The organism is Lacrimispora sanguinis, assembly GCF_044987295.1.
GTDB classification, from domain to species: Bacteria; Bacillota; Clostridia; order Lachnospirales; family Lachnospiraceae; genus Lacrimispora; species Lacrimispora celerecrescens_B.
In genome coordinates, this window is the sequence record NZ_CP173277.1 from 2310568 (window position 1) to 2337500 (window position 26933).

Here is a 26933-nt window from a genome sequence, read left to right on the forward strand (position 1 = left end):
CTGCCATACTTCCTGCTTATATCCAAAATGGGAGCAGAGCATATGAACGGCATTAACTTCTCGCAAGAAGAGAATTTGATATATGCCGGCAGAATAACTGTATGTAGTTATGGCCGCCGGCTTAACGCGGGCAGAGCCATATAAATTTAATATTCCCCATACCAACCGTATTATACGTTTTTCCGGCCTGCTTCCCTGCAGCAGCATCTTTTTTCGGCTCAGAAAAGCTCTCTGGTGGGCCCCAATCTATTTCCGTAACTGGAAAGCTGAGAATTGTTACCTTGACCGGATATTACTCTCCGGCATTTTTCTATCATATGCAGCCATGCTGCCAATATATTCCATGTTCAAAAGTTGGAATTCAGTCCTTATACTTTCAGATGTTTCCGGATGGTAAAGAAGCTTACAAAAAAACCGATTCCAACGCCAAGTGTCAATGCCGTTGCCGCCATATAGGGGAATATGGCTTCCACAGGAAGGAACTGAAACAGCCCTGATAAGATGCTGAACTTTGTGACCACATATCCAACCGCGGACCGATATAGGAAATAAATAGATATCAGAGGAATGCAGGCACCCACCAATCCAATGATAATTCCTTCCACCACAAAGGGTGCCCGAATCATATAATTGGTTGCGCCAATTAATTTCATGATCTGGTTTTCATTTTTTCGGAAAGCCGCCGCCACGGATATGGTATTGCTGATCAGGAATATGGCCACAGCCAGCAAAACGCCGATGATCAGCATGGAAAGAACTCCGATCACCTTATTTAAGCTATTCATTCCTTCTGCTGCTGTTTTGGAGTAATTGACTTTCCTGACACCTTCAATGCCTTTTAACCAGTCAACAACCTGGTCCTGATCCACCAGATCATTTAAAAATATGGTATAAGAAGCTGAATTGGCCAGCGGGTTGTCCTCCTCAAATCCTTCCGCGAGATCCTGCATATCGCCGAAGTATTCCTGCTTCGCTTCCGCCCATGCGTCCTCTGCAGAAGTGAACGTCACTTCCTTCACGTCGTCTCTGGCTTTGATCTTATTGCCGATTTCCTTGATCTTGTTCGCGTCCAGGCCATCATCAAAAAATACTGTGATTCCTACCGTGCTTTCTGTGTTTTTAATTACATATTGAACGTTAATAACAATGGAAAAAAACAGGCAGAACAAAAAAATGCAGGCGGAAACCGTTGCAATGGACGCCAGAGAAAACAAAATGTTCCTGCATATATTATTTACACCTTGTTTCAGGCAATACCAAAATGTACTAATTCTCATATGTATAACCGCCTTTTTTCTCGTCGCTTATGATGGTTCCACGATCCATCACAATCACCCGTTTTTTCATCCGGTCTACAATTTCCTGGCTATGGGTGACAACGATTACTGTTGTCCCCAGCTTATTAACCTCATTTAACAGCTTCATGATCTCCATGGAGTTATGGCCATCCAGATTACCGGTAGGCTCATCTGCCAGCAGGATTTCAGGACGGTTAATCAAAGCCCTGGCAATGGCAACACGCTGCTGCTCCCCGCCGGATAACTGCTGAGGAAAAAACTTGTATTTTGAAGAAAGTCCCACCATCTTTAACATGGCGGGAACCGACTCTCTGATGCTTCTTGTGGATGCTCCGATTACCCGCTGCGCAAAGGCTACATTTTCGTAGACATTCCGATCCTTCAACAGACGGAAATCCTGGAAAACCATGCCAAGCTTTCGCCGGTATTTGGGAATGAAACCTCTGGGCATTTTGCTCAGATTCATATCATTCACAACTATTTTACCGGAGGTCGGTTCCACTTCTTTTAACAGCATTTTTAAAAGAGTGGATTTGCCTGAACCGCTGCGGCCAATGATAAAAACGAATTCCCCGTCCTCAATGGTCATGCTGACATTACGCAGCGCTTTATTTCCGGCCTCATATGTTTTGCTTACGTTCCATAGTTCAATCATTTCAGTCCTCTAATATTTGTGCTTTGATTACTTTTGCGTTTGGGGGGGGATAAAAATTAGGCCCTTGACCCCGCAGTGTAACCTCGATTGCGCTTCGCTCCATCTCGGTTTACGGGCTTCGCCCTATGAAAAGGGGCAGCTATACAACTGCTTTTGTGCAAGCACAACGCAGCTGTATAGCTGCCCCTTTTCGCACTGCTCATAGCCAGCGTTAATAGTCTTGATTTTCCATATATTTCATGTATTTTACTACCATCAGGGCAATCTTAAAGGTGATGGCATCTTCAAATACGCGCAGGTCCAGACCGGTACTCTTCTGAAGCTTGTCCAGACGGTAAACAAGGGTATTTCTGTGAATATAAAGCTGTCTTGATGTCTCTGAAACATTTAAGCTGTTTTCAAAGAATTTATTAATTGTTGTCAATGTTTCATCATCAAAATCATCCGGTGACTTGCCATCGAAAATCTCTTTGATGAACATGCGGCATAAAGGCAGCGGAAGCTGATAAATCAGACGTCCGATTCCCAGTTTACTATAGGCAACCACATTTTTATTGCTATAGAAAATCTTACCAACATCCATAGCCATCTTAGCTTCCTTATAAGATCTGGAAACTTCTTTGATTTCGCTTACAATTGTACCAAATGCAATATGGACCTGAGTCATTGCCTCGGTATTAAGCATGTCTAAAACAGTGTTGGCGGTCTTCTCCAAATCCTCGTAAGTTTCGCCTTCTTTTACTTCCTTAACAAGTATGATGTTCTTCTCATCAACGGCAGTAACAAAATCTTTGGTCTTTGCAGCAAATAAGTTGCGGACTGTCTCCAGTGCGTTCACATCTTTTTCATGCTGGGTTTCAATAATGAATACGACCCTCTTGATATTTGTTTCAATATGAAGCTTCTTTGCCCTGTTGTAGATATCCACCAAAAGCAGATTGTCAAGCAATAAGTTCTTAATGAAGTTATCCTTGTCAAATCTTTCTTTATACGCAACAAGCAGGCTCTGAATCTGGAAAGCGGCCAGCTTGCCGACCATATAAACATCGTCACTTCCACCCTTTGCGAGAAGAATGTATTCTAACTGGTGCTCATCTAGCACTTTAAAAAACTGATATCCCTGGATTACCTGGCTGTCGGCCGGAGAATCCACGAACGCCAGGATTGAACTTTCATAATCTTCCGCATCAGGAAATGTGGTTGCCAGTACCTTTCCTTCTGTATCACAAATACACAGATCAATTCTCGTAATCCCTTTTAATCCTTCAATGGTTGTTTGAAGTATTTGATTCGAAATCATGGCATATTCTCCTTTTTCGTAAATTTACCTTATTATATATTAAAGCAAAAAGAAAAAAAAAGCAAGCGGGTAGAATAACCGCTTGCTTAAAATTTCATAAATTTTAGTTTAAAACGACGATTTCTGTGTCTTTATCGAATACATGGATCTTTGTTAAGTCAAGAGCCAGCTTAATTGTATCCCCAGGTCTTGCTGTTGTACGAGGATTTACTCTTGCAGTAAAGTTTACATCTTCCACATCAAAGTATAAGTAAACTTCAGCACCTAACAACTCATAAACTCTGATCGTAGCGTCAATAACGCTTTCTGGAGAAGATGTAAGGAAAGCTTCCTCATCATGTAAATCTTCCGGACGAATGCCTAAGACTACAGTCTTTCCGATATAGCCGGCATCTTCTAATTTTTTCGCTTTTCCTTCTGGAAGAGCGATTGTATTTCCGCCAAATGTTAAAGTAACGTCGTTTCCTCTCTTAGCTACAGTAGCTTCGATTAAGTTCATCTGAGGAGCGCCGATAAATCCTGCAACAAATTTATTACCTGGCTTATCGTATAAGTTCTGAGGAGAGTCAACCTGCTGGATCACGCCATCCTTCATAACTACGATTCTGGTACCAAGTGTCATAGCCTCTGTCTGGTCATGAGTTACGTAGATAATGGTTGCCTGAAGTCTCTGATGCAGTTTGGAAATCTCAATACGCATCTGGCCTCTCAGCTTTGCATCAAGGTTGGATAACGGCTCATCCATTAAGAATACTTTCGGGTTACGTACAATAGCACGTCCCATGGCAACACGCTGTCTTTGTCCACCAGATAAAGCCTTTGGTTTACGGTCTAATAAATGCTCAAGATCAAGGATTCTTGCAGCTTCATGAACCAGCTTATCAATTTCATCCTTTGGAGTTTTTCTCAGCTTCAGGCCAAACGCCATGTTATCAAATACTGTCATATGAGGATACAGAGCGTAGTTCTGGAATACCATTGCGATATCTCTGTCTTTTGGCTCTACATCATTCATTAATTTTCCGTCAATGTAAAGCTCTCCAGAAGAAATGTCTTCCAGGCCTGCAATCATACGGAGAGTTGTGGATTTACCGCATCCAGATGGTCCTACGAAAATGACGAACTCCTTATCAGCAATATCCAGATTAAAATCCTTAACTGCTTCAAATCCATTAGGATATTTCTTGACGATGTTTTTCAGTGATAAACTAGCCATCTTACTAATCCTCCTAAAATAAAATGTTTATACTCTGATTTAAACCAGCAGCTTTCTTTGCTGCGGCCCTTGTTCTGAAACAATCATACATGAATTATTTTTCTTTTACCATATTGTTATTTACCAAAATACATTTCTGGCTTTTGGCTAATTTGTATAACGGGTTTTAAAAGTGACTGAAACGTCAAAATATCAAGAGAAACGCTCCAATATTTCTGTTTATATTCGATAAGCATACCGTATTTACGCCCTGTTTTAGTCAGAAATCACAAGACGGCGCCAATATTTTTGGCACCGTCTTGTAAATCTTATACGTGATTTTATTGTTTTCTTACAAGAACGTTCAGCCATCTATCGTCAGAATGACCAGAACGCACATCCTCTGTTTCCCAAAGCTTTACGATCTCAAACCGTCCGTTATCTCTTAAGAGTTCTGAGATGGAATCTGCCGTAAAGTCACAGAAATACCGTTTTCCTCTGAATCCTTCATAATCTCCAAGTTTAAAAGACATATAAAGGATTCCCTTATCATTTAAGGCCCTTGCTATCTTTGTAAGAATGTCAGACAGTTCCTTCTTTGGAGTGTGAAGTAAGGATGCGCATGCCCAGATTCCATCAAACACATTATCAAAATCTACTTGTTCAAATGTCATCTGAAGCACTTCAAGACCGGTATGGATTTCTGCCAGCTTACACATCTCTTCCGATGCATCAAGCGGTGTCACATCATATCCCAGTTCATAGAAAGACAGGCTGTCCCTGCCTGATCCGCAGCCTAAGTCCAGAATCGTATCACCTTCTTTCAGAAGATCCAGGAATTCCTTCATAATTCCCGACATATCCTGGTTCACCGTTTCTTCAAATTCCTTTGCCGCATACTTATTATAATAGTCTATCGAGTCCAAAATAATCCTCCTGTTATCCTTTTACCCGTTATCTGATTCTCTCAATTTTACTTTCTGTTATCCGGACTTTTCCTTCTTTCAGGAGATGCCCGATTGCACGTTTAAATGCATTCTTACTCATAGAAAACTCCCGCTTGATGATCTCCGGATCCGCCTTATCAGTAAACGGCAGGCTTCCGTCAAACTGTGTTTCTATGATCTCAAGAACCTTGGCGGAATCCGTATCCATTTGGATATAAGCCTTCTGTCTGGGACTTAAATCCAGTTTTCCGTCTTCTCTTACCTTAATTACCCGTGCCGTTACTTCATCGCCTTCCCGATAGTTTTCAAAAACTTCTTTCCGGGGAATCAGTCCGTAATACTTATGATCTACCGCTACAAAGGCTCCCAGGGTTTCATTGATTTCATAAATAATTCCGGTCACCTGATCATCCTTCTTATAAGGCGACTGATTGCTCATATAGGAATATACCCTCATAGTAGCTGCCAGACGTTTGCTTTTATCAATGTAAAGTGCCACCAGCACCTTCTCTCCCTGCTTTACCTTATGGGTCTGCTCTTTAAAAGGAAGAAGCAGATCCTTTTCAAGTCCCATATCGAGAAATGCACCGATTTTCCCAACTTCCTTTACTTGAAGCACAGCCGTTTCGCCTGCCTGAAGTTTCGGCGTTGCAGTCGTGGCGATCAACCGGTCTTCCGAATCCTTATAGATAAATACAGGGATACTGTCTCCAGGTCCGGCTCCCTCCGGCACCTGTTTTTTGGGTAGTAGTACGGAAACCTCACTTCCTGCATCCTCACCCACATAAACGCCGAACTCCTTGACCCTCTGTACTACCAGGGTCTGCATCTTTCCTAATTCAATCATGTTACATCCTCTCTGCTGTTCCCCGCAGCCAAATGACTGCGTAAGCTGCTCCCCCTTCATCACACAGGGAAACCGTATATCCTTCCTCTGTCCGGCTTATGCGGGGATAAACTACATCTCCAAAGACTGCTGCTTTTTTATATTCCACTCTCAGTTCGGAAACCTCCATCTCATCCGGAAGCACCTCCCTGGCAATCTCCACATATTGAGCGTTATTGACATGATGGTTCGTGTCAATATAATGCTTTCCAATGGTAACCGGCTCTGTTTCTTCATATTCCTCCGGCAATTGGATCTTACGGGAAGCATAGTCCATGGAAAGGCGTTCTTCATTGCCGTTTCCATATCCCCGGAGATCTTCCGGTTCAATTTTAACTGGACGCCCTTTTTCCGTATCAAACAAAAACCATACGGAATTAGCCCTTACTAGGTATTCTCCGGCCTTATCACATATGGTGAAATTCCGGTATCCGTAAAATCCCTTAAAGTCATATGGCCAGGTACCTACCACGATCTCCTCCCCCAGCACGGGATAACGATCCACCACGATCTGCCAGGAGGAGAGCCACCAGGCTTTATGACGGTCTGTTAAGTAAGAAATCCCAAGACCAATATCCTCAGATTGAAACGTAGAGCAATCCTGAAGATAATTCATAATACCTGTTAAAGTCAGTCTTCCGCACTCATCTGTTTCACTGTAGCGTACCCTGCTGCCAAATGTATACATTACACACCTCTCATCAAAATTATATAACATTATAAAGCATTTTTATGCTCTTGTCCAGATAAACCAAAGCTTTAGCATTAATTTAACAAACGATAATACAAAAAACGGAACCTTATAGGGTTCCGTTTTTCAGACTGGGCTACAAGGATTCGAACCTTGAAAATGACGGAGTCAGAGTCCGTTGCCTTACCATTTGGCGATAGCCCATCAATACAACAAGAGGAATTATACAAGATATTTCTTCATTAGTCAAGCTTTTTTTAATTTTTCTAAAAACTTCATAACCACCCGGCTTCAATTATACTCCTTATCAGAAATTGTCCGGGCGGCAGAAGATTATTTATTCGTAGATTTTCTTTCCAAAGATCTTTTCCAGTTTTTCAAGTGGAAGCTTAGGCGTTCTGTCTTCTCTCAGCAGACCGTTTGTCTCCTGCATGACATCTGTAAGCTGTGTGTAGCAAAAACCAGTAAATTTTCTGCTTTTAATCAGGAAATCCGTAATTGGCTCCAGACGTTTTAAAAATTCCCCTTCACTACCCACCTTATTGTAATATCCCCAGCCTTTCTCCTCTGCAGAAAAAGCGATGCCGCCATATTCTGTCATCAGGACAGGCTGTCCCCGATACGTCTGCCCATCCGCCAGAACAAAGCGGCGTTCCGCATGACCATTCAGGATAGTTTCCATACAATCATATTTTCCTTCGGTTTCCGGCATAAGTTCATAATCATGTAAGGCCAGAATATCGGTGTGCTCCGTCTGTTCCCAGCCATCGTTTCCACTGACCGGTCTTGTCTTATCTAAGGCTTTGGCCTGATAAAACAGCATATTAGAAAAGCTCTGCTGGCTGATGTCCGTTTTTATGTTTCTCATTCCCCAGCTTTCGTTTGCCGTCACCCATGTAATAATGGATGGATGGTTATAATCCCGTTCAATAAATTCAGTAAGTTCTCTGGAGGTGTTTTCTACGGTATTGTCTGTATACATATAGCAGCTTGGCATCTCTCCCCATACAAGGAATCCCAGTTTATCGGCCCAATAGTAATATCTTGGATCTTCTATTTTCTGATGTTTTCTAGCCCCGTTGAACCCCATTTTCTTTGAGAGCAATATATCATTTCGGATGGCTTCCTCATCCGGAGGCGTAAGAAGACTTTGAGTCCAGTAACCCTGATCAAGAACCAGTCTTTGATATAACACCTCTCCGTTTAACAGAATCTTCCCATTTGAAATGCAGACGGACCGAAGTCCAAAATAACTGGTTACCTTATCATTTTGAAGTTTTACTTCCATCTCGATCAAATTGGGTTTTTCCGGCGTCCATGTCAGCTGATCCCGGCGCAGATCCAGGTCCGGCAAAGCCAGTATCCCTTTTCCATAGCCGTTTTCACAGGATATTTTCAAACTGCCCAGATCCATTTCCAAACCGCCTTCTGCAGGAAGGCTATGAAAGGAGACTTCTGCAGCAGTACACTCCATGGAGGAAATAAAGATTTCGCATAAAGCTTCATTGCGTTCCAGATCCGGAGTTGCCTTTATCCGTTTTATATAGGGTTTTCCTGCGTATTCCAACCATACGCTCTGCCATATCCCGGTTGTAGGAGTGTACCAGCAGGCAAAATTTTCACCTGTCCATGTCTGCTTTCCTCTCGGCTTATCCGCTTCACTGTAATCCATGACTTTAACTATTATGATATTCTTTCCTTCGGTAACCAGTCCGGAAATATCTGCCTCAAAGGGAGTGTGACCTCCTCTGTGACCGCCTGCATAGGTTTGATTGATATAAACCTCCGCTTCATAATCCACGGCTCCAAACTTTAAAAGCAGGCTTTTTTCACATAATCTGCCTTTTTCCACAACGAACTCTTTCCGATACCATACCATATGGTGGACTCTAGTCTCTCCAATTCCACTCATTTCGGACTGATAGCAGAACGGAACCTGAATTTTCCGGTCAAATACCGGTTCATCAAAGGAAAATTCCCATTCTCCATTTAAATCCGTCCAATCTTCCCTTTTAAAATCAGGTCTCGGATAGTTTTTAATGACCATCTTCATACTCCTTTCCATTTTCACACTTTCACTTTGAACAAGACTTTGACTTACCCTTTTAGACCGGAAGTACTGATACCTTCCACCAGGTATTTCTGCAGGCAGATAAAGATAATGACTGCTGGCAGGATTGATAAGGTTGCCATTGCAAACATTGCACCGTAATCGGAAGAAGATCCTGGATCGCAAAATAACTTTAATGCAAGGCTGACCGGATATTTGGCAGACTCATTGATATAGAGTAAAGCGGAAAGAAAATCATCCCATCTCCACATAAATGAAAAAATGCTGGCCGTAATAAGCGCCGGGGTTATAAGCGGCATGATAATCCTGGAAAATATACCATAATAAGAACAACCGTCAATCTTGGCTGCCTCATCAAGCTCACGAGGAATTCCATCTATGAAATTAATCAGCAGGTAAACAAAGAATCCCTGAATCGCAAAACAATAAGGAACAATCAACGGTATATAACTTCCTACCCACCCTAATTTCTGATACCATAAATACTGAGGAATCATAAGAACCTGAGCCGGAAGCATCATGGAAAGCAGCATAGCCACAAACAAAGCCTTTCTTCCAAAAAATCTGCATCTTGCAAGACCATAGGCTACCAAAGCTGAGGAAAAGACAGTTCCCAAAGTTGCTACAACAGATATAAACAGAGAATTCTTAAAAAAGACTGCAAATGTGATCTTGGCAAAGCCTTTCCAGCCATTTATATAATTAGAAAACACAAATTTCTCCGGAATCAGCTGACCTGCTGTTGTAAAGATTGTATTGGTATCCTTAAAAGAACTCATAACCATCCAAACCAGAGGATAAATCATTACAAGCCCCAAACCACAAACAATTACATGGTAAAAAATTTTGCCTATTTTTCTTTTCGTCTTCATCTGTTTCACACCCCCTCCGTATAAACCCAGAATTTCTTTGTTGCGAACAGAATTGCTGTAATAAGGCCTATAATTCCCAGCATTACCCAGGCCAAAGCTGCCCCATATCCGGTATTATAGAACTCAAAGGATTGCTGGTACATATAAACGGTATAGAACAAAGTGGAGTTCAGCGGTTTTCCCTGGGTTATAATGAAACATTGTGTAAATGCCAGGAAACCGTTGATCATCTGCATCACCAGATTAAAGAAAATGGTGGGTGTTAAAAGAGGCAGAGTGATTTTGAAAAACTGAGAAAATTTATTTGCGCCATCTACTCTGGCAGCCTCATATAGTGTTACAGGAATCTGCTTTAAGGATGACAAGAAGATCAGCATGGAAGAACCAAACTGCCAGACTGCCAGGATAATAAGGGTCCAGATGGCTGTATTCTTATTTCCAAGCCAAGCAAAGCTGGTCTGAATCCCCATAATACTCAAAAGGTGGTTGATCACACCATCGGTTGCAAACATCCGCTTCCAGAGGATGGCGACAGCCACAGAACCTCCAATGATGGATGGAAGATAGTAAGCCGCCCGGTAAAAGCCGGTTGCCTTTGTTGTATTGAGCAAAAGCATGGCCACCATAAGTGCAAAAATCAAACGCAGAGGAACAGAAACTAAGGCGAAATAAAATGTAACCCCTATGGTCTGAAAAAATACTTTATCATCAGTAAACATTTTTATGTAATTTTTAAGTCCAGCAAAAACAGGCGGCGACAAAATGTTATAATCACATAAAGAATAGTAAAAGGATATTCCCATAGGCACCACCATGAACAACAGAAAGCCGATGATAAACGGAAGACTGAATACCACTCCTGCTGTACTTTCTTTGTTAAGGAAATGCTTAAGGCCTGCCCCTTTGTTGTCTTTCATAGACGTCCTCCATTCATGGATAATCGTTTGTGTGCCCGCTTCACCGGGCACAAGTAAGTCCCCACCCATCACTGATGCCTTTCCAGCATTGAGCAGGGACTTACTAAATGTAGTTAAATTATTTTTTGCTCATAATATTATTGGACCCGTTAAAGAATTCTTCTGCGGCAGTAGCTGCATCATATGCACCATAGCACAACTGTTCCTGAACCTGATTTAACAGATTGGAAACCTCACTTGCACCGTCTGGCTGCGGCGGATTGATGGGGGAACAGTTAGGGGTTACAACCTCGTTAATATAACGAATTACCTCTTGATCCACATCGCTCATCTTCGGTGCCAGTTCCCCGGCAATCACACTGGAAGCCGGAACACCTCTTTCCCCAAGCAAAATGTTGTTTGCCTCACTGGAATTCGTTAAGAAGTTAAGAACCTTAACTGCTTCTTCCGGATTCTTTGTATGAGCGCCGACAGAGAAGAACATGCTTGATTTTAAATAACCGGATTTCTTCGGATCTGCTGACGGCCAGGTCGTTATACCGATTTCCATACCCTCCGGAGCTGCTTTTTGAATAGCAGTCAGCTGATTCGAGTTATAAAAAGCACACCAGGACATGGTTTCAGGACCGGAGCCGTAGACCAGAGGTTCCTGTTCAACGGAGCCTATAGAAAGTTCCGCAAATACGCCTGGATCAATAAACCACCCTTCTTTAATTCCTGTTTCATACATCTGGAAAAATGGAAGGTAATCTTCTGCGGTTCCCCCCATCTTTTTGTCTCCATAAAGAACAATATCATTGCCTCTCATAAAATAATCCAGGTAGGCTCCTGCATTATAATATGCAATGTTTGTTTTATACCCTGTCTTTTCATAAACCTGGCGGCACAAATCAATAAATTCATCCGTAGTCATATAATCCTTAACTTCAATCCCATTTTCTTCCAGCAGAGTCTTATTATACAGAAGAGAAGGCGCATTAATTCCCGCACAGATTGCATAGATTCCATCTCCTACCTTACCACTGGCCATGGTGTTCTCGGAAATATTGGAGACATCCAGGGTGCCATCTTCAATGTATGGCTTTAAATCTATCAACAGTCCATTTTTTACATATTGATCAACGAACGAATAATCCATCTGGACAAGATCCGGAATTGCCTGTCCTGCTGCAGACGTAGCCAGTTTATTCCAATAATCAGACCACTCGGAAAACTGCCCTTCTATCACTGTCCCCGGGTTCTGTTCCGCATATAAGTCTAAAGCAGCCTGAGTTTTCTCGTTTCTGACCTGATTTCCCCACCAACTCATAGTCAGTTTTACATCGCCACCTCCATTCCCTGCAGATACAGCGGTAGTTTCTGCTGCAGTACCTTCCGTTGTGTCTGCAGTTGTAGATGTGGTACCGCCTCCGCATCCGGCCAGGGAAGCTGCTGCCATAGCTGCCGCCATTAGTAACGCAATTCTTTTCTTCATGAAACCTTCCTCCATTCATTTACTTTTGCTGTATCAAGCGTCTTCATTATACTTCCCACGATTATTCCAGTAAATGAGTAAAACCGGGTTCCAAGTTGAAAAAACCGTGTTGTCTGTATAATTTGAATAGTTCTTTTCCATAACCGGTTGTTTTACTGAACTGTTTTCTATATAATTTACCTGTCATCAGTTCAGAACGCGAAAGGCGGTCCTTTATGAAGCAGTTAATTAGAAATCTCTCTTTAAAAAAGAAGATTCATTCCATTGTATTTCTTTGCATTATCCTTTTGGCTTTTGTTTCACTCTTCAGTATCCACCTGGTTTCCAAGGCCCACCAAAAAGTGCTCTATCAATCTGTGGCCTCATCCTTGTCCTATACTGCCAAAGAGCTGAATAACCGTCTGGATAATATTTCCACCATGGCTGATATGTTTCTGGCTGATACCATTATTCAAAATGGACTTGGGACTTTAAAGGATTCTCCCAGTGTACAGGACCGTTCCATTGCATACAAAGCTCTTTACGGAACTTTAAATGAATATTATTTTACCTTCCGAAAAAATAATATTAACTATATGAGTCTTTATCAAGACCGGTTCTCCATTCATACCCATATTTCGGCGGAAAATATTCTTCCGGAATCCGTCATTCAGGACCTTGTCACAAGAGGCGAAGAGGCCAAAGGGCGTACTCTTTGGATTACCGATTACAGCGAAGAATACGGCCTGTTTATGGTCAAGAACTTACGCCGGTCGGAATATTTAAGTCTTGATTCCCTTGGAACGCTTGTTGTCAGCTTAAATATAAACGGGCTGATAAATGCCGCCACCAGCACCAGCCACTTTTATGATGACACCCGTTATATTCTATACGGTCAGGAGGACTTAATCTATAATTCCTCCAGTTTAAAAGCCGGTGAAATGTCACTTTTTGATAACTTTTTCCATTCCAGATATGGTCTTGTAAATCCTGATGGAAACAGCTTCTTTTACGTAAAAGGAATCATACCGGAATTTGACTGGGATTATGTTTGTCTGATTCCATACGGCAGCATCGCGGATTCTCTCCGTACCAGCTTAAAAGTATGCCTGGCCATCATTACAGTCTCCATAGGGCTTGCCATCCTGCTCTCCTCTGCTTTGATTGATTCTATTACAAGGCATTTTGATAATCTGCTTTTAAAAATGGAACGATTTGCAGCAGGGCAAACCGAAACACCACAGATTTCCTACGATTACAGCAAACGTACCGATGAGCTGGGCATTCTTCACACCCGCTTTGACCAAATGGTGGATAAAGTAAACCAGCTGATCCGAACAAACTACTTAAATGAAATTCTCATAAAGGAAGCTCAGCTAAAAGCCCTGGAAACTCAGATGAATCCCCACTTTTTATACAACACCCTGGAATCCATTAACTGGAGGGCAAAGACTGTTGGGGCAAAAGATATTTCTTCCATGACAGAATCCTTAGGCACTCTTCTTCGTATTACACTGGACCAGAAGCACAAAGAAGTTCCTTTAAGCCGGGAACTGGAGCTTGTGCAATGCTATATGACAATCCAGAAATATCGCTATGAAGACCGTCTGGAATATGAGATATCCGCTCCCCAGAATCTATTCGGTTGCTCTGTACTTAAGCTGACGCTCCAGCCTCTGGTGGAAAATGCCATCCGCTATGGACTGGAAGAAAATACGGAGGAATGCCGAATTCAAATCGTAGCAGAAACAGATGGTTTTTCCCTCTTCGTTTCTGTAAAGAATAACAGTTCATTCTTTGAAGAAGACCTTTTAAGGAAACTGAAAACTCACCAGATAGAACCTCATGGTTTTGGAATCGGTCTTTTAAATATTATGGAGCGAATGGAACTAACTTACGGAGAGAACTACGGTCTTACTCTCTATAATGAGGAAGACCAGGCCGTCGCCCGGTTGTCTTTTCCCCTTAATCCTCCACCAGAGGTCATTGCTGATACGAAAGGAGAACGTTAATGCTGAAATTAATTATTGCCGATGATGAACGTATGATCCGGGAATCTATTTCATCTCTTATTGACTGGAGCAGCCTGGGCATCAAGCTTATCGGAACCTGTCGGGATGGCATTGAGGCCTATAATATGATCCTCGATGAATCCCCGGATATCGTTATGACTGACATACGTATGCCTGGCCTGTCCGGATTAGAGTTAATAGAACGTATATCCCAAACCGACATGGATACCCAGTTTATCCTGCTTTCTGGCTTTGGAGAATTTGAATATGCAAAACAGGCGATGAAATACCGGGTCCATCATTACCTTCTTAAACCCTGCAACGAGGCTCAAATCATGGAAAGCATGAGGGATGTGATCCAGGAATACTATCATCGTCAGGCATTTCAGGATTTGAAAGAACGCCAAAAAGCGTTAACCGCCAACCTCCACCACAGTATTCTGGCAAATATTATTAATGAACAGATTTTTCTGCCTGAACCGGCAGAATCTTCCTGGAATGCCTATTCCGGATTTATGGATTTTTATAATACGGGATATGAAATGTGTTTTCTCCACTATTTGGAAGAAGATTATTTTATCTCCGTTTTAAGCTGTATTTACGATTACATGGCCGAGCATGCACCTGGTATAGAACTGTACAGCATTTATGTAAAAAATTCCCTGATTCTGTTTTTCGAAGGATATCAGGTCTCCTATGATAAATTCGATACATTTATGCATAGCTTAAATCCGAATGCACAGTCGGTGGAATTAGATTATAAACGATATACCTTTTCGAGCCTGGGAAAGCTTTTGGAGACCATGATTACAAAGATCAAACGCTACGGAATCATCTATTTTATGAATGGACTGCAGCCAGTCCCCACCTGCAATTATAAAAATTTGATCTCTGAAATAGAAGATCTTTCCACGCTTTTAATAGAAGCAAACGGATCAGAGCTAAAATCACATCTGGAGGAACTTACTGCAATTTTAAATGATATCAGCAATCCTGATTTTTTAAAGCAGGCAGGTTCACGGATACTGATTAAATTTGCCACGGAAAGCAACTATCTTTCCTCTGTGGACACCACGGAATATCTGATGGATTTAAACCAGCAGACTGAGATAGGAGGCGTCCGCACCTTGCTTTGTGAAAAGCTTAACGAGATCCTGAAGGAGCCGTCCAACCATTCCCAGCGCTACAGCCCTTTTATTGAAAAAGTCATGCAGTATGTAGAAGAACATCTGGACAATCCCAATCTTACCTTGAAATCCATAGCAGAAAATTATCTTTTTATGAATGTGGATTATGTAAGCAAACGGTTCAGCAAGGAAACAAAGCAAAAATTTTCAAACTACATCACCATCCTGCGAATCCAGAAAGCCAAGCAATTATTAGCAGAAGGTCATACCGAACAAATTCAATGGATTGCTCAGCAGGTGGGATGTGGAAATAACCCCCAGTATTTCAGCCAGATCTTCAAAAAAAATACGGGGATGACACCTAGCGCATATGCTAAAAAGTTAAATGGAGGAGAATGACATGACAAACAAAGAATTACTGCCAAAAATTCATCTTGTGATGGACAAATTAATGAACTTAGGAGGGGCCGACTATGAAAATGACCGTTCCGTGGGAAAGGAGGAGGCAAGCCGAGGTATCATCGCCAGAGACTTTGGTATTGAAGAATGGGACTGGCCTCAGGGCGTAGGTCTTTATGGTCTTTTAAAGCTACAGAGATTTTACGGAGATAACCGTTACTTAGAATTCTTTGACAGCTGGTTTGAGAACAATTTAAAGAAAGGACTGCCCAGTAAAAATATTAATACGACTGCCCCTTACCTGGTTTTAGCCGAACTGCTTGATGATCTTAAGAACCCGGAATATGAGAAACTATGTCTGGACCACGCCCACTGGCTAATGACAGGACTTCCCAAAACAAAAGAAGGCGGTTTCCAGCATGTGGTAACTGCCATAGGAGACCGTGACGGTATCCTGTTAAATGAAGGAGAAATGTGGATTGATACGTTATTCATGGCAGTTTTGTTTTTAAATAAAATGGGCCATCGTTTCCAGAATCAGGAGTGGATCGGTGAAGCGCTTCATCAGGTATTATTACATATCAAATATTTATATGACAAGCATACCGGGTTATTTTATCACGGCTGGAGCTTTCTGTTAAATAATAATTTCGGAGGAGTTTTCTGGTGCAGGGGAAATTCCTGGTTTACCTATGGAATTCTGGAATTTATAGAGTCCTACGAAGGAACGATTGACCATGGTCTTCTCACTTACCTGACAGATACCTTTAAAGCCCAGGTAAATGCATTGATAGGTTTACAGGCTCCATCTGGTTTATGGCATACCGTTCTTACTGATCCTTCAAGCTACGAAGAGGTATCTGGCTCGGGAGCAATCGCCGGTGGTATTCTAAAAGGAATAAAAATGGGGATTCTTGATGAATCATATTATGTCTGTGCAGATAGGGCCGTTAAGGCGGTATGCAAAAATATAGGAGAAGACGGAACCGTGTTAAATGTTTCCGCAGGAACCGGGATGGGCTATGATGAAGATCATTATAAAAACATTACCATTCGTCCCATGGCCTACGGACAATCATTGGCTCTGATCTCACTGGTCGAAGCTTTGAATGAATAGTCAATCGGATATCCGCAATCCGTTCCCTGCTTGAAGAGTTAAAAATACATACAAAAAAACCAGTAAATCTTATATTTACTGGTTTTTCTTATCACTGGGCTACAAGGATTCGAACCTTGAAAATGACGGAGTCAGAGTCCGTTGCCTTACCATTTGGCGATAGCCCATCAGTGCAACGAATGTATTATACTATAGCTTTTCATTCTGGTCAAGTACTTTTTTACACTTTATTTCCAAAAATGAACCATCAGGAAGAGCTTCTTGATGTTGCAGGCTCTTCCTGGTATTTTGTTGTATGAGGCTCTTCCTTAGAACTGTTATTCCCAGTTTCCGTTGCATTCTTTGACGTCTCAGACGGGCTTTCTTTTGCAGGTTCCGTCTGCTCCGTTGGTTTTGTCTCTTCACTCTCTTCTTCTGTCAAATCCGGATCCGCATTTCCGTCTCCGATCACAGGAGTCTCAAAGATCCCCTTTACGGTTGTCTGCTTCCCTATTTTAGGAGAAATACCGCCCAGAGTAAAGGTATATTCCATACCTCCCTGCAGACCTGTCACATGAATCTCACAGGAATAGGAATCTGTATCTCCTACCTTGGCAGAATAGGTTTTTTCATCTCCGTCTTTTACTGAGACCGTAGGATTTTTCCATTTCACTTTAGTTTTAAAATAAACCATTACAACGCCGTTGTCATAATCCACATAGTCAACTTTAATATTTTCTGTCGTTACAACTTCCGCTTCTGAAGTGGTCTCTTCCGCTGTAGTCGCTTCTGTGGCGGCTGTTGGCTGGGTTTGAGTCGCCTGTGTCGGTGCCTGGGTCGCTTCTGATGAAGGGACCGCAGTGCTGGATTCCTCAGCTACAGGACTCTCCGTTATGGTCTCGGGCACGGTTTCTGTGGCAACCTGGGTTGTTCGCGCCGGAATTGTTTCTTCCCCCGCATCGGTCTTACCACTCACTGCATAAGAACGCTCCGTAATTTCTTTTGCGATCTCCTCCATGGTAAGAGGCGCCAGCGACTTCATATCATCCATGGAAAGAGAATTGTTCTGTAAAATCAGTTCCCTCAAAAAATATGCTTTTCCATAAGAAATCTTATATTCATCTGCCAGCTGTTTTACTTCATCCTCTTCCATGACCTGCTGGTCATATACTACCGCTTTCAGCTGTTTTTCCTCAAGGGTATTCCGGATGTCATTCACCACCGCATAGCGCAGGCCCTGTGCCTTGCTGATGCTGTCATTGGACACAGTAACCAGGATCGCATTATCCAGCTGGCTTAGATAACCATGAGTCACCATGGAGCCAATCACAGCGTTGACAGCGGTGTTCAAATCCACACCTTTTAAATCCATGTCCTGCATGATGCTTTCCCCATCCTCATTCAGGGCTTTTGCCTCCAGGACTTTATTCTTTTTATTCACCGATAATTCCACGCTTGGGTTTACATCTATTCCGATTACAGAATCCACTTTTCCATTTTGATAAGTATAAGTTCCCCCTGCCAATGCGATCATACAAAAACATGCCGCCACCAAGGTTGCAATCACCCTCTGCCTCAGGAAGAAAACGGAACGTTTTTCCTTCTCTGCCTTTAATTGAGGCGTACTTAAGTCAATTCGTTCCAGAACATTCGGAGTCAAATCCCCGGCCGCAGATTTTAAGCAGGCTTCAATCTGTTGTCTATTCAGTTGTCTGCGATTTAATTCAGCCATTTTAAAGCCTACTCCTCTCTCAAATAGTTTTCCAGTTTCTTCATTGCACGGTTATATCTGGAAAGAGCTGTAGCCAAAGGAATCTTAAGGCTGGCGGCGATCTCTCTGTGCTTCATACCTCCGGAGGTATGAAGGAGAACGATCTCCCTTTCCTCTTCCTTAAGAATTTGAAGGGCGGCAAGAAGGACCATCTTATCCGCCGCCATCTCGATTTCAGAGCAGACTTCTCCTGTTTCCGCTCCGGTTAAATCCTCCAGTGTTACATCCGAATCATGCTTTTGCTCACGGAACTTCATATAGCATAGATTCCGGGCAATGGTAAACATCCACGCCAAAGGCTTCCCCTGGGATTTATAGCCTGACGCAGAAGTCCATATCTTAAGATATACCTCCTGCATGATCTCCTCCGCATCCTGGGGGTGCCTTACAATAGACAGGATAAAACTGTATATCGTCCGGTCTGTATTCTGATATAGCTGCCGAAAGGCCTCCTGGTCTCCAACCGCAACTTTTTTAAGAAGCTCTTCGTCGCTCAAACGGCCATAATCTTCAGGCCCGCCAAGGCTCATCAATCCCATAAATAACATGGATCCGATTTCCTTTCTACTATGTTAATGCGAAATACTGTCATCTTATTGCATAATATGGAAAATTTTTATTACCTTATTTTTCCACCCCAAAACCGCTTTCCGCCGTTATGATCAGACAGCACCGCTTATCTAATTCAGTTACCTTTTTCGTGACTTCTTCCTTTAGCCAGTCCTTCTTTTTCCTGTTATATTCCCGGGGTACCACCAGATCAAAGATCAGGTTGATCTTGTTTTTCCCCTCTACCATACGAAAGTCATGGAACGAAATCCTGGTATCTATTTCCTGAAGCACTTGGTTCAGCATGTTCCCAAATTCCATAACCCTGGAATCTTTTGTCTCTACCGGGTCCATGTGAATTACCAGAAAAATCCCAAACTTTCTTACTGCTTCTCTTTCAATGGTATCAATTATTTCATGGGACACTTCGATATCAACATCATTGGGTACCTCTGCATGAATGGAAGCCATACTTCTGGAAGGGCCGTAGTTATGCACAATTAGATCATGGCTCCCTATAATTCCATCGTAGCTTTCTACAAATTCTGTAATCTCAACATACAGCTTGGGATCAATGGGTTCTCCAATGAGAGGGGCAAGGGTATCCTTGGCAATTTTTACTCCTGCCCACATGACAATAACAGAAACTGCAATCCCTATGATACCATCAATATTAAGTCCCCATATGCCATAAACCAGAATTGACAGAATCGTGGCAGAAGTGGTGACCACATCTCCAAGGGAATCCGCCGCCGTAGCTTTCATGACCGCAGACTGAATTCTTTTCCCCAGGGTATTGTTAAAAAATGCCATCCAAAGCTTTACGCAAACAGATAGCAGTAAAATGGCAACAGACACAGCTTTAAACGTCATCTCTTCGGGATGAATGATTTTCCCGATGGATGTTTTTAAAAAGGAAAAGCCCACCTGAATGACCAAAAAGGCTACAATAAAAGCAGCAATGTACTCCATTCTTCCGTGTCCAAAGGGGTGGTCTTCATCGGCCGGCTTTCCTGCCATTTTTACTCCTATGAAGCCAATAACAGAAGAAGCAGCGTCAGAAAGGTTATTAAAAGCATCTGCCGTAACAGAGATACTGTTTACCAGCATTCCAACCAAAAGTTTGGCGCTGAATAAAAGTACATTGCAGCAGATACCTACAATACTTGCCATTAGCCCATACCGGGTCCGTACCTGTGTATCCTCTGTCTTTTTATAGTCCTTAACAAATGTCTTAACCAAAAACTCTGTCATAGTACTCCTTTTCAAGACTTATTCTTTATAACATACCTGCTCAAGAAACAGTCCTTCCGGCGGCGCCGTAAAGCCTGCCTCATTCCGATCCTTTGAATTTAAGATATTCTTCATCTCTTCCGCCTTACGCTGACCTAGACCCACTTCAATCAGCGTACCTGTTAAGATCCTGACCATATTATATAAAAAGCCGTTTCCCGTAAAGCGTATCAGAAGCCGGCTACCCTGCTGCTTAAATTCAATCTGTTTTAAAACCCTTACCGTAGACTTCTTCATTTTCTTGTTGGCACAAAAGCTTTTAAAATCATGTTCACCTATCAGAAAGGTTGCAGCCCGTTCCATGGCATCTATATCAAGCTCCTTAAACAAGCCATAGATGTACTTTCTCTCAAAAACCAGCTTTTTTTTGCCCATTTCAATCTGGTACAAATAGGTTTTTTCCTGAGCATGAAGGCGGCTGTGGAATCGTTCCGCCACGTATTCCACGGTTTTTATCCGAATGTCCTCCGGAAGATACTGATTTAAATATTCCCTGATCTCCTCTGGCCTCATCCCTGTATTCCCATGAAAATTAGCAACCTGTGCCAATGCATGAACACCTGCATCCGTTCGTCCCGAACCATGTACCTCCACTGCCTGTCCCAGCATACGCTCCAAAACATGTTCGATCTTTCCCTGTATGGTCTGTTCCGTATTTCCCTGCTTTTGCCAGCCATCATAGCGGCTTCCGTCGTATTCCAGAACCATTCGATAATTTTTTATCATTTTATCTTTGCCCTTCTTCCTCTATATCTGAGCAGCAAGGCAGCAATTAATATTCCAAAGGCTACTCCTGCGCAATCCAGCCACACATCTGATATCTGGCCGGAACGCCCGCTTACCCCAAGCTGAATGGTCTCATCCACAAACGGTACCATAAAACCAGCAGTTAATCGGATAAAATATCTTCTCTCCGCCGGAAAACCATAGGACCTTATACATCCATACAGCAAAATTCCCAATATAGTGTATTCTGAAAAATGCCCTGTTTTGCGGATTATGTGCTCTGTCAGCCACCTGGTACTGATTCCCAGGGACCCAAGTGATTCCTGTGCCACCCGAAGCACCCATCCGCTGTCAGCCGATGAGATGTCCGAAGGCTTCATGGAATTTGAAAATATGAACAGAATAAAAAGAATAGTCACTGCCGTCCATATCGCCTTCTTTTTCATAGCCATTTCCTCAAAATTCCGCCTTTCTCCACCATTAAGGCGGCCTGAGTTTCTTTTCCTCAATCTTCCATAATTTATCATAATTTCATCCATTATAGTACAACAACAGTTATAATACAAGGATAGGCATTAAAAAAATCCCCAAAAACGGCCTAAAACCGCATATTTGGGGAAATTCCTTTTATGGTCCAATCGTAACCGGTACGCCTAAATTACAGTAACTCCACAATACATCCATGTTGCTGTTGTCTACTGCAACGCAGCCGTGTGTGGTTCCGTCTGGAACCCTGCAGCCATGAATCTCAATAGCTCCTCCAAGAGGGGTATCCCATGGTGGCTGCTGACCTGCCAAATTGGCTTTTATTATTTCATCTCTCTGAGCCTCGGTGATAATACCGTCTGCATATCCTCTTTCCGCGTCTTTAATACCCGGATAAGAAAGTCCCAATGCCAGATAAGCGATGCTCTTATCGTTTCTGGTACATACGTAGAACTCACCGCTGGGTGTTCTCATATCACCTTCTACTTTTTTGTTTCCTTCTGCTGAGGACGCCCCCAGGGAAACCGGGTATTCTGCAATTAAGACATCATTCTGCTTTAATGAAAGCATATTCGTTCTCTTGCTCACATATATGGTCACGTTATTCGTCGAATCGGAATTACCGGAGGTAATATTGGCACCGGGACCGGACACCGGCTCTGCGTACCCTGTAACTTGGGAAGATACTGCCAAAACGATGACCAGAGCGGCTGAGATCAGACACCTGTATCTTTTTCCTATCCATTTCATCATTCTTAACTCTCCTTTTTTGTTACATTATACCATCCATTTTGGAAACTATCATTTACAATATTCTTACATTTCCATCCAAAATTTTCCTTTTTGAAAGTTTTATTTATCTAAAGTAAGCACTGCAAATAAGCCAGCGCAGAATTTAAGCAGCCTTCTACCCCTACCAGACTGCTCTCCAGGCAAAGGTGGTAATTCTGTGCCTTGCCCCATTCGCATCCGGTATAATACTGGTAATAATCTCTTCTCTTTTTATCTATCTCCCGGATCCGTTCTTCCATCACTTCAGGACTGACGCCTGTTTCAAGAGAATTCAACCGTTTTATCCGGTCTTCCATCCTGGCATATACAAACAAATTGATGCTGTTTTCAAGCACTCTGTCCGCACAGCGACCAACAACGATACAAGGCCCCTCTTCTGCCAGCTTTCGTATTACACTAGACTGGGCCAGAAAGATCTGATCTGACATAGAAATTTCATATACGGTAGAGAAGGGAGAATAATGGATCTGTTCTATGGATTCCTGATGGACGGGAAGATGCTCGTCGTAATGCAGAAATGCTTCCTCCGCCAAATCACTTACTTCTGCAGACAAAGAAATCAGGTCCTTATCATAGAATGGAAGCCCCAGCCTTTCAGCCAGCTTCATGCCCAACTCTCGTCCGCCGCTTCCAAACTCGCGGCTAATTGTAATCACCTTATCCAACATATGCTCCTCCTTATCTTCTGCTGAGTAATTCCCGAGTAATCCTCTTCTACCCATCATAGTTTCTGTATAGCAAGATATCTACAAGGCTGTCAAATGGGCTTTAAATCTCCTGTCAATATATTTGCATTTTACCACATTCTTAAATACCTGTATACCACATTTCAGCTCTACTTATTCATACTTAAAGAAGAATCTCATAAAAAGTATTGTTTATCTTGTGAAATGGTTCGTTATCCTTTTTAAAAGTTCCCAGACATTATCTCCATAATTGCTTACTAAAACTATAATCAGCCTTTTTTTTGCATCATAGCTGGAAATAAAGCTGACGCCTGGATCACAGCCTTGAAAATATGGTTGGTAACCGCTATCCTGCTTTTTAAGCCAAATGCCATAACCATAACATTGTGCTTCTCCACTATGGTTAGTTATCATAGCAGCTGTCATCTCTGGCGAAAGCAATTGGCCGGACATAAAATGTTCCCAAAATAATCTTATATCATTTACTGTTGTAAATGCACCGCCTGCACCTGTACCTTTTGCGTCTACACTGAAAATATTAGTGCGGTAGTCATTGCCTTTTTCATTGTAAATATAATTTACTGCACATTTTGCAGGCAGTCTATCCAATTCATAATACCCGGTGTTAACCATTCCACAGGGCGCAAATATATTATCTTTCAGAAATTCATCAAAGTCCGATCCTGTTATTTCTTCAATTATCATAGCCAGCACGACAAAGCCGGTATTATTATATTTAAACCTGCTTCCACGTGGATATATCATAGGTTTGTCAATAAAAAACGGCAACAGATCCTTATTTGAGCGTATCCTATAATTGGGAAAATCTATCCACAGCTCCTCATAGTCACTCATAACCTGTTCATCAAAATAATCCGGTATCCCGGAAGTATGGGATAGCAATTCCTCTATGGTTATTGTACCATCAATGGCCTTTAAGTCAAAATCGAAAATATTACCAATTTTGTCATTAAGATGGAGTAATCCTCTTTCTATTAGCTGCAATATTCCTATAGCAACAAAAACCTTTCCTGCGGATGCAGTCGCAAATTTTGTATCGTTTTCATTTGGAACCTTATTAGGTAAATCTGCATACCCAAATGACTTCTGAAAAACTGTTTCATCTTCTCTTTGTATCAACAGGCAGCCCCTAAAGTCTGTTCCAATCAAGTCATTTATATCCATATACATCTGATTCCTTTCCGCTGATTTTTAATAATCTCTCCTCAGTATAGCATAAGTACTTAAAAAAGAAGCATCCCGGATTCAATTATTTTCCCATGCAAAAAAACAGATCTCCATAACTGGAGATCCGCTTCTGGTCCTTAAAATTATAAGAGCGAAAATGGAGCCGGATATTACCAGATTTCATGTTAGGATAACATCAGATTGCCCTATATTTGTCTGGTAGATGATTAAAAATAAAACAACATATGAATGTAGCCATTAAAGAGTAAATTATAGAAATTATAAAACAATTCATAAATTTTTTGTTTGTTACTAAACCTTTTATTAATTTGTTGACTTTACCTATCATAAGTTTAACCTTCTTTCTATTATTTCATGGCACTCTATTACAAATAGCATAATCATTGGGAAATAAACTTATGACCGAAGCTTTCAAGGATTCCGCTGTGTCTTAAATCATAATATTTCCTGGACTCTACCCACTTGTCCATTCGTTAACATCACTTTGATTCCATGAGGGTGAAAGCTACTGTTTGTTAGTATTTTCCCAACGATTCCTTCTGTTAGTTTTCCGGTTCTTTGGTCAGATTTTAATACAATTTTTACTGTTGCACCTATTTTAATATCAATTCTATTTTGTCCGTTCATTTTTCTCCTCGCTTTAGCATCCGTTAGTTTATAATATATTATTATACATATTCTAGACGTTGATGTTTATTAAATTACCTTTATGAAAAATATTTCCACAGGCTGTCCCAAAAAAGACATTTTCATAAATCAAAAAATAGCGGAAACCCTGATAAAATCTAGGTTTTCGCTACAAATAAAAAGAGCGCGAGACGGGACTCGAACCCGCGACCCCGACCTTGGCAAGGTCGTACTCCACCAACTGAGCCACTCGCGCATATCTCTTCTTTACTTTTGAGACATATACCCTCAAAACCACACATTGCTACATATCTATCTTCATCCGTTCTTTCCTCTTACCTAAACCAACCTGGTTAAGCCCTCGACCTATTAGTGACAGTCAGCTGCACATGTTGCCATGCTTCCACCTCTGCCCTATCTACCTCGTCGTCTTCAAGGGGTCTTACTCTTGCGATGGGATATCTCATCTTGAGGGGGGCTTCACGCTTAGATGCCTTCAGCGTTTATCCCTTCCCGACTTGGCTACTCTGCCATGGCTTTGATAGCCAACAGATACACCAGAGGTCAGTCCATCCCGGTCCTCTCGTACTAAGGACAGCTCCTCTCAAATATCCTACGCCCACGCCGGATAGGGACCGAACTGTCTCACGACGTTCTGAACCCAGCTCGCGTACCGCTTTAATGGGCGAACAGCCCAACCCTTGGGACCTACTACAGCCCCAGGATGCGATGAGCCGACATCGAGGTGCCAAACCACTCCGTCGATGTGAACTCTTGGGAGTGATAAGCCTGTTATCCCCAGGGTAGCTTTTATCCGTTGAGCGATGGCAATCCCACTTTATACCACCGGATCACTAAGTCCTAGTTTCCTACCTGCTCCACCCGTCGGTGTCGCAGTCAAGCTCCCTTATGCCTTTGCACTCTTCGAATGGTTTCCGTCCATTCTGAGGGAACCTTTGAGCGCCTCCGATACCCTTTCGGAGGCGACCGCCCCAGTCAAACTCCCCGCCTGACATTGTCCCCCAGCCAGGTCATGGCTGCAGGTTAGAAATCCAATACCGCAAGGGTGGTATCCCAACATCGGCTCTGATAAGACTGGCGTCCTATCTTCTTAGCCTCCCACCTATCCTGTACATGCAGTACCGAATCCCAGTATCAAGCTGGAGTAAAGCTCCATGGGGTCTTTCCGTCCTGGCGCAGGTAACCAGCATCTTCACTGGTATTTCAATTTCACCGGGTGCATTGTTGAGACAGCGCTCAAATCATTACGCCTTTCGTGCGGGTCGGAACTTACCCGACAAGGAATTTCGCTACCTTAGGACCGTTATAGTTACGGCCGCCGTTTACTGGGGCTTAAATTCAGAGCTTCGCGTTGCCGCTAACCCCTCCTCGTAACCTTCCAGCACCGGGCAGGCGTCAGCCCATATACCTCACCTTTCGGTTTTGCATAGACCTGTGTTTTTGCTAAACAGTTGCTTGAGCCTATTCTCTGCGGCCTGGTTTCCCAGGCACCCCTTATCCCGAAGTTACGGGGTCATTTTGCCGAGTTCCTTAACAATGCTTCTCCCGCCGGCCTTAGGATTCTCTCCTCATCCACCTGTGTCGGTTTACGGTACGGGCACATATTACACAATAGCGGCTTTTCTTGACAGCCCCTACGAAGACTTCCCTACTTATGTTCGGTACGCGTCACACCTTCCTGTTGCTGGGTGGATTTGCCATTCCAGCCAGTCCAGTGCTTGCCCCGGTCTTTTCATTCCCGGGTTCTTCTTCGGTTCTGTGTCCCCACAGTTCTGATAATATGCGGTACAGGAATTTCAACCTGTTGTCCATCGACTACGTCTTTCGACCTCGCCTTAGGCCCCGACTTACCCA

Annotated in this window: 23 protein-coding genes, 3 tRNA genes and 1 rRNA gene (1 of these 27 running past the window's edge); 3 read left to right on the plus strand and 24 right to left on the minus strand. The window is 42.5% G+C overall.

Going from position 1 to position 26933, the window contains the following annotated elements; all coding sequences use genetic code 11:
- Nucleotides 1–368 precede the first annotated feature (368 nt).
- From ftsX to ACHZES_RS10795, 12 genes are all read right to left on the minus strand, one after another.
- A complete protein-coding gene (ftsX, locus tag ACHZES_RS10740) occupies nt 369–1277 on the minus strand; it encodes a permease-like cell division protein FtsX (RefSeq protein ID WP_038281109.1) in 909 nt (302 codons plus the stop codon).
- Nucleotides 1267–1953: a cell division ATP-binding protein FtsE gene (gene ftsE, locus ACHZES_RS10745; RefSeq protein ID WP_038281111.1), complete on the minus strand. Its 687-nt coding sequence runs from the start codon at nt 1951–1953 to the stop codon at nt 1267–1269. Before ftsE ends, ftsX begins: the two co-directional genes overlap by 11 nt.
- A 211-nt stretch (nt 1954–2164) precedes the next feature.
- Complete coding sequence (locus tag ACHZES_RS10750) at nt 2165–3253, minus strand: CdaR family transcriptional regulator (RefSeq protein WP_025231463.1); 1089 nt, start codon at nt 3251–3253, stop codon at nt 2165–2167.
- 103 nt (nt 3254–3356) lie between these two features.
- Complete coding sequence (locus ACHZES_RS10755) at nt 3357–4469, minus strand: ABC transporter ATP-binding protein (protein WP_038281115.1); 1113 nt, start codon at nt 4467–4469, stop codon at nt 3357–3359.
- A gap of 320 nt (nt 4470–4789) precedes the next feature.
- On the minus strand, nt 4790–5374 hold the full coding sequence (locus ACHZES_RS10760) for a bifunctional 2-polyprenyl-6-hydroxyphenol methylase/3-demethylubiquinol 3-O-methyltransferase UbiG (RefSeq protein ID WP_038281117.1): 585 nt from the start codon (nt 5372–5374) through the stop codon (nt 4790–4792).
- A 28-nt stretch (nt 5375–5402) separates the two neighbouring features.
- Nucleotides 5403–6242 (minus strand): S1 RNA-binding domain-containing protein, encoded by an 840-nt coding sequence (locus ACHZES_RS10765; RefSeq protein WP_154527197.1) that lies wholly within the window; start codon nt 6240–6242, stop codon nt 5403–5405.
- Between the two features lies 1 nt (nt 6243).
- On the minus strand, nt 6244–6969 hold the full coding sequence (locus ACHZES_RS10770) for an acyl-[acyl-carrier-protein] thioesterase (RefSeq protein WP_038281120.1): 726 nt from the start codon (nt 6967–6969) through the stop codon (nt 6244–6246).
- Nucleotides 6970–7103: 134 nt separating this feature from the next.
- Nucleotides 7104–7176 (minus strand) — tRNA-Gln (locus ACHZES_RS10775).
- Between the two features lie 133 nt (nt 7177–7309).
- The gene (locus tag ACHZES_RS10780) at nt 7310–9019 is read right to left on the minus strand and encodes a glycoside hydrolase family 2 protein (RefSeq protein WP_395548009.1); all 1710 of its coding nucleotides are present in this window, start codon (nt 9017–9019) and stop codon (nt 7310–7312) included.
- 50 nt (nt 9020–9069) lie between these two features.
- Nucleotides 9070–9915, minus strand: coding sequence for a carbohydrate ABC transporter permease (locus ACHZES_RS10785; RefSeq protein ID WP_154527193.1), 846 nt, complete (start codon nt 9913–9915; stop codon nt 9070–9072).
- Between the two features lie 5 nt (nt 9916–9920).
- Nucleotides 9921–10832, minus strand: coding sequence for a carbohydrate ABC transporter permease (locus ACHZES_RS10790; protein WP_089991367.1), 912 nt, complete (start codon nt 10830–10832; stop codon nt 9921–9923).
- Between the two features lie 118 nt (nt 10833–10950).
- Nucleotides 10951–12306: an ABC transporter substrate-binding protein gene (locus ACHZES_RS10795; protein WP_395548007.1), complete on the minus strand. Its 1356-nt coding sequence runs from the start codon at nt 12304–12306 to the stop codon at nt 10951–10953.
- Between the two features lie 215 nt (nt 12307–12521).
- On the opposite strand from ACHZES_RS10795, the gene ACHZES_RS10800 reads away from it, so the two are divergent.
- Genes ACHZES_RS10800 through ACHZES_RS10810 form a run of 3 tightly spaced genes read left to right on the plus strand, consistent with a single transcriptional unit; the run spans nt 12522 to nt 16940 of the window.
- The gene (locus tag ACHZES_RS10800) at nt 12522–14297 is read left to right on the plus strand and encodes a sensor histidine kinase (protein WP_395548005.1); all 1776 of its coding nucleotides are present in this window, start codon (nt 12522–12524) and stop codon (nt 14295–14297) included.
- Complete coding sequence (locus tag ACHZES_RS10805) at nt 14297–15823, plus strand: response regulator (RefSeq protein ID WP_395548003.1); 1527 nt, start codon at nt 14297–14299, stop codon at nt 15821–15823. Before ACHZES_RS10800 ends, ACHZES_RS10805 begins: the two co-directional genes overlap by 1 nt.
- 1 nt (nt 15824) lies before the next feature.
- Nucleotides 15825–16940: a glycoside hydrolase family 105 protein gene (locus tag ACHZES_RS10810; protein WP_395548001.1), complete on the plus strand. Its 1116-nt coding sequence runs from the start codon at nt 15825–15827 to the stop codon at nt 16938–16940.
- 94 nt (nt 16941–17034) lie between these two features.
- Here the strand turns inward: ACHZES_RS10810 and ACHZES_RS10815 are convergent.
- The 12 genes from ACHZES_RS10815 to ACHZES_RS10870 form a co-directional block, all read right to left on the minus strand.
- Nucleotides 17035–17107: transfer RNA gene (locus ACHZES_RS10815), tRNA-Gln, on the minus strand.
- 80 nt (nt 17108–17187) lie between these two features.
- The gene (locus ACHZES_RS10820) at nt 17188–18651 is read right to left on the minus strand and encodes a hypothetical protein (RefSeq protein ID WP_395548000.1); all 1464 of its coding nucleotides are present in this window, start codon (nt 18649–18651) and stop codon (nt 17188–17190) included.
- An 8-nt stretch (nt 18652–18659) separates the two neighbouring features.
- On the minus strand, nt 18660–19238 hold the full coding sequence (locus ACHZES_RS10825) for an RNA polymerase sigma factor (protein WP_038281148.1): 579 nt from the start codon (nt 19236–19238) through the stop codon (nt 18660–18662).
- Between the two features lie 76 nt (nt 19239–19314).
- The gene (locus tag ACHZES_RS10830) at nt 19315–20493 is read right to left on the minus strand and encodes a cation diffusion facilitator family transporter (RefSeq protein WP_154527181.1); all 1179 of its coding nucleotides are present in this window, start codon (nt 20491–20493) and stop codon (nt 19315–19317) included.
- Between the two features lie 18 nt (nt 20494–20511).
- On the minus strand, nt 20512–21258 hold the full coding sequence (gene truA / locus ACHZES_RS10835; protein WP_395547998.1) for a tRNA pseudouridine(38-40) synthase TruA: 747 nt from the start codon (nt 21256–21258) through the stop codon (nt 20512–20514).
- Nucleotides 21255–21710: a VanZ family protein gene (locus ACHZES_RS10840; RefSeq protein WP_404820367.1), complete on the minus strand. Its 456-nt coding sequence runs from the start codon at nt 21708–21710 to the stop codon at nt 21255–21257. Before ACHZES_RS10840 ends, truA begins: the two co-directional genes overlap by 4 nt.
- A 175-nt stretch (nt 21711–21885) precedes the next feature.
- Nucleotides 21886–22497: a murein L,D-transpeptidase family protein gene (locus ACHZES_RS10845; RefSeq protein ID WP_395547996.1), complete on the minus strand. Its 612-nt coding sequence runs from the start codon at nt 22495–22497 to the stop codon at nt 21886–21888.
- A 107-nt stretch (nt 22498–22604) separates the two neighbouring features.
- The gene (locus ACHZES_RS10850; RefSeq protein ID WP_038281193.1) at nt 22605–23201 is read right to left on the minus strand and encodes an AAA family ATPase; all 597 of its coding nucleotides are present in this window, start codon (nt 23199–23201) and stop codon (nt 22605–22607) included.
- Nucleotides 23202–23414: 213 nt separating this feature from the next.
- On the minus strand, nt 23415–24407 hold the full coding sequence (locus ACHZES_RS10855; protein ID WP_395547995.1) for a serine hydrolase domain-containing protein: 993 nt from the start codon (nt 24405–24407) through the stop codon (nt 23415–23417).
- A gap of 459 nt (nt 24408–24866) precedes the next feature.
- Nucleotides 24867–25058 carry a YwbE family protein gene (locus tag ACHZES_RS10860; RefSeq protein WP_038281155.1) on the minus strand — a complete coding sequence of 64 codons (192 nt, stop codon included), beginning with the start codon at nt 25056–25058 and terminating at the stop codon, nt 24867–24869.
- A 183-nt stretch (nt 25059–25241) separates the two neighbouring features.
- Nucleotides 25242–25314, minus strand: a tRNA-Gly gene (locus ACHZES_RS10865).
- 93 nt (nt 25315–25407) lie between these two features.
- Nucleotides 25408–26933, minus strand: a 23S ribosomal RNA gene (locus tag ACHZES_RS10870); it runs 1367 nt beyond the window's last position.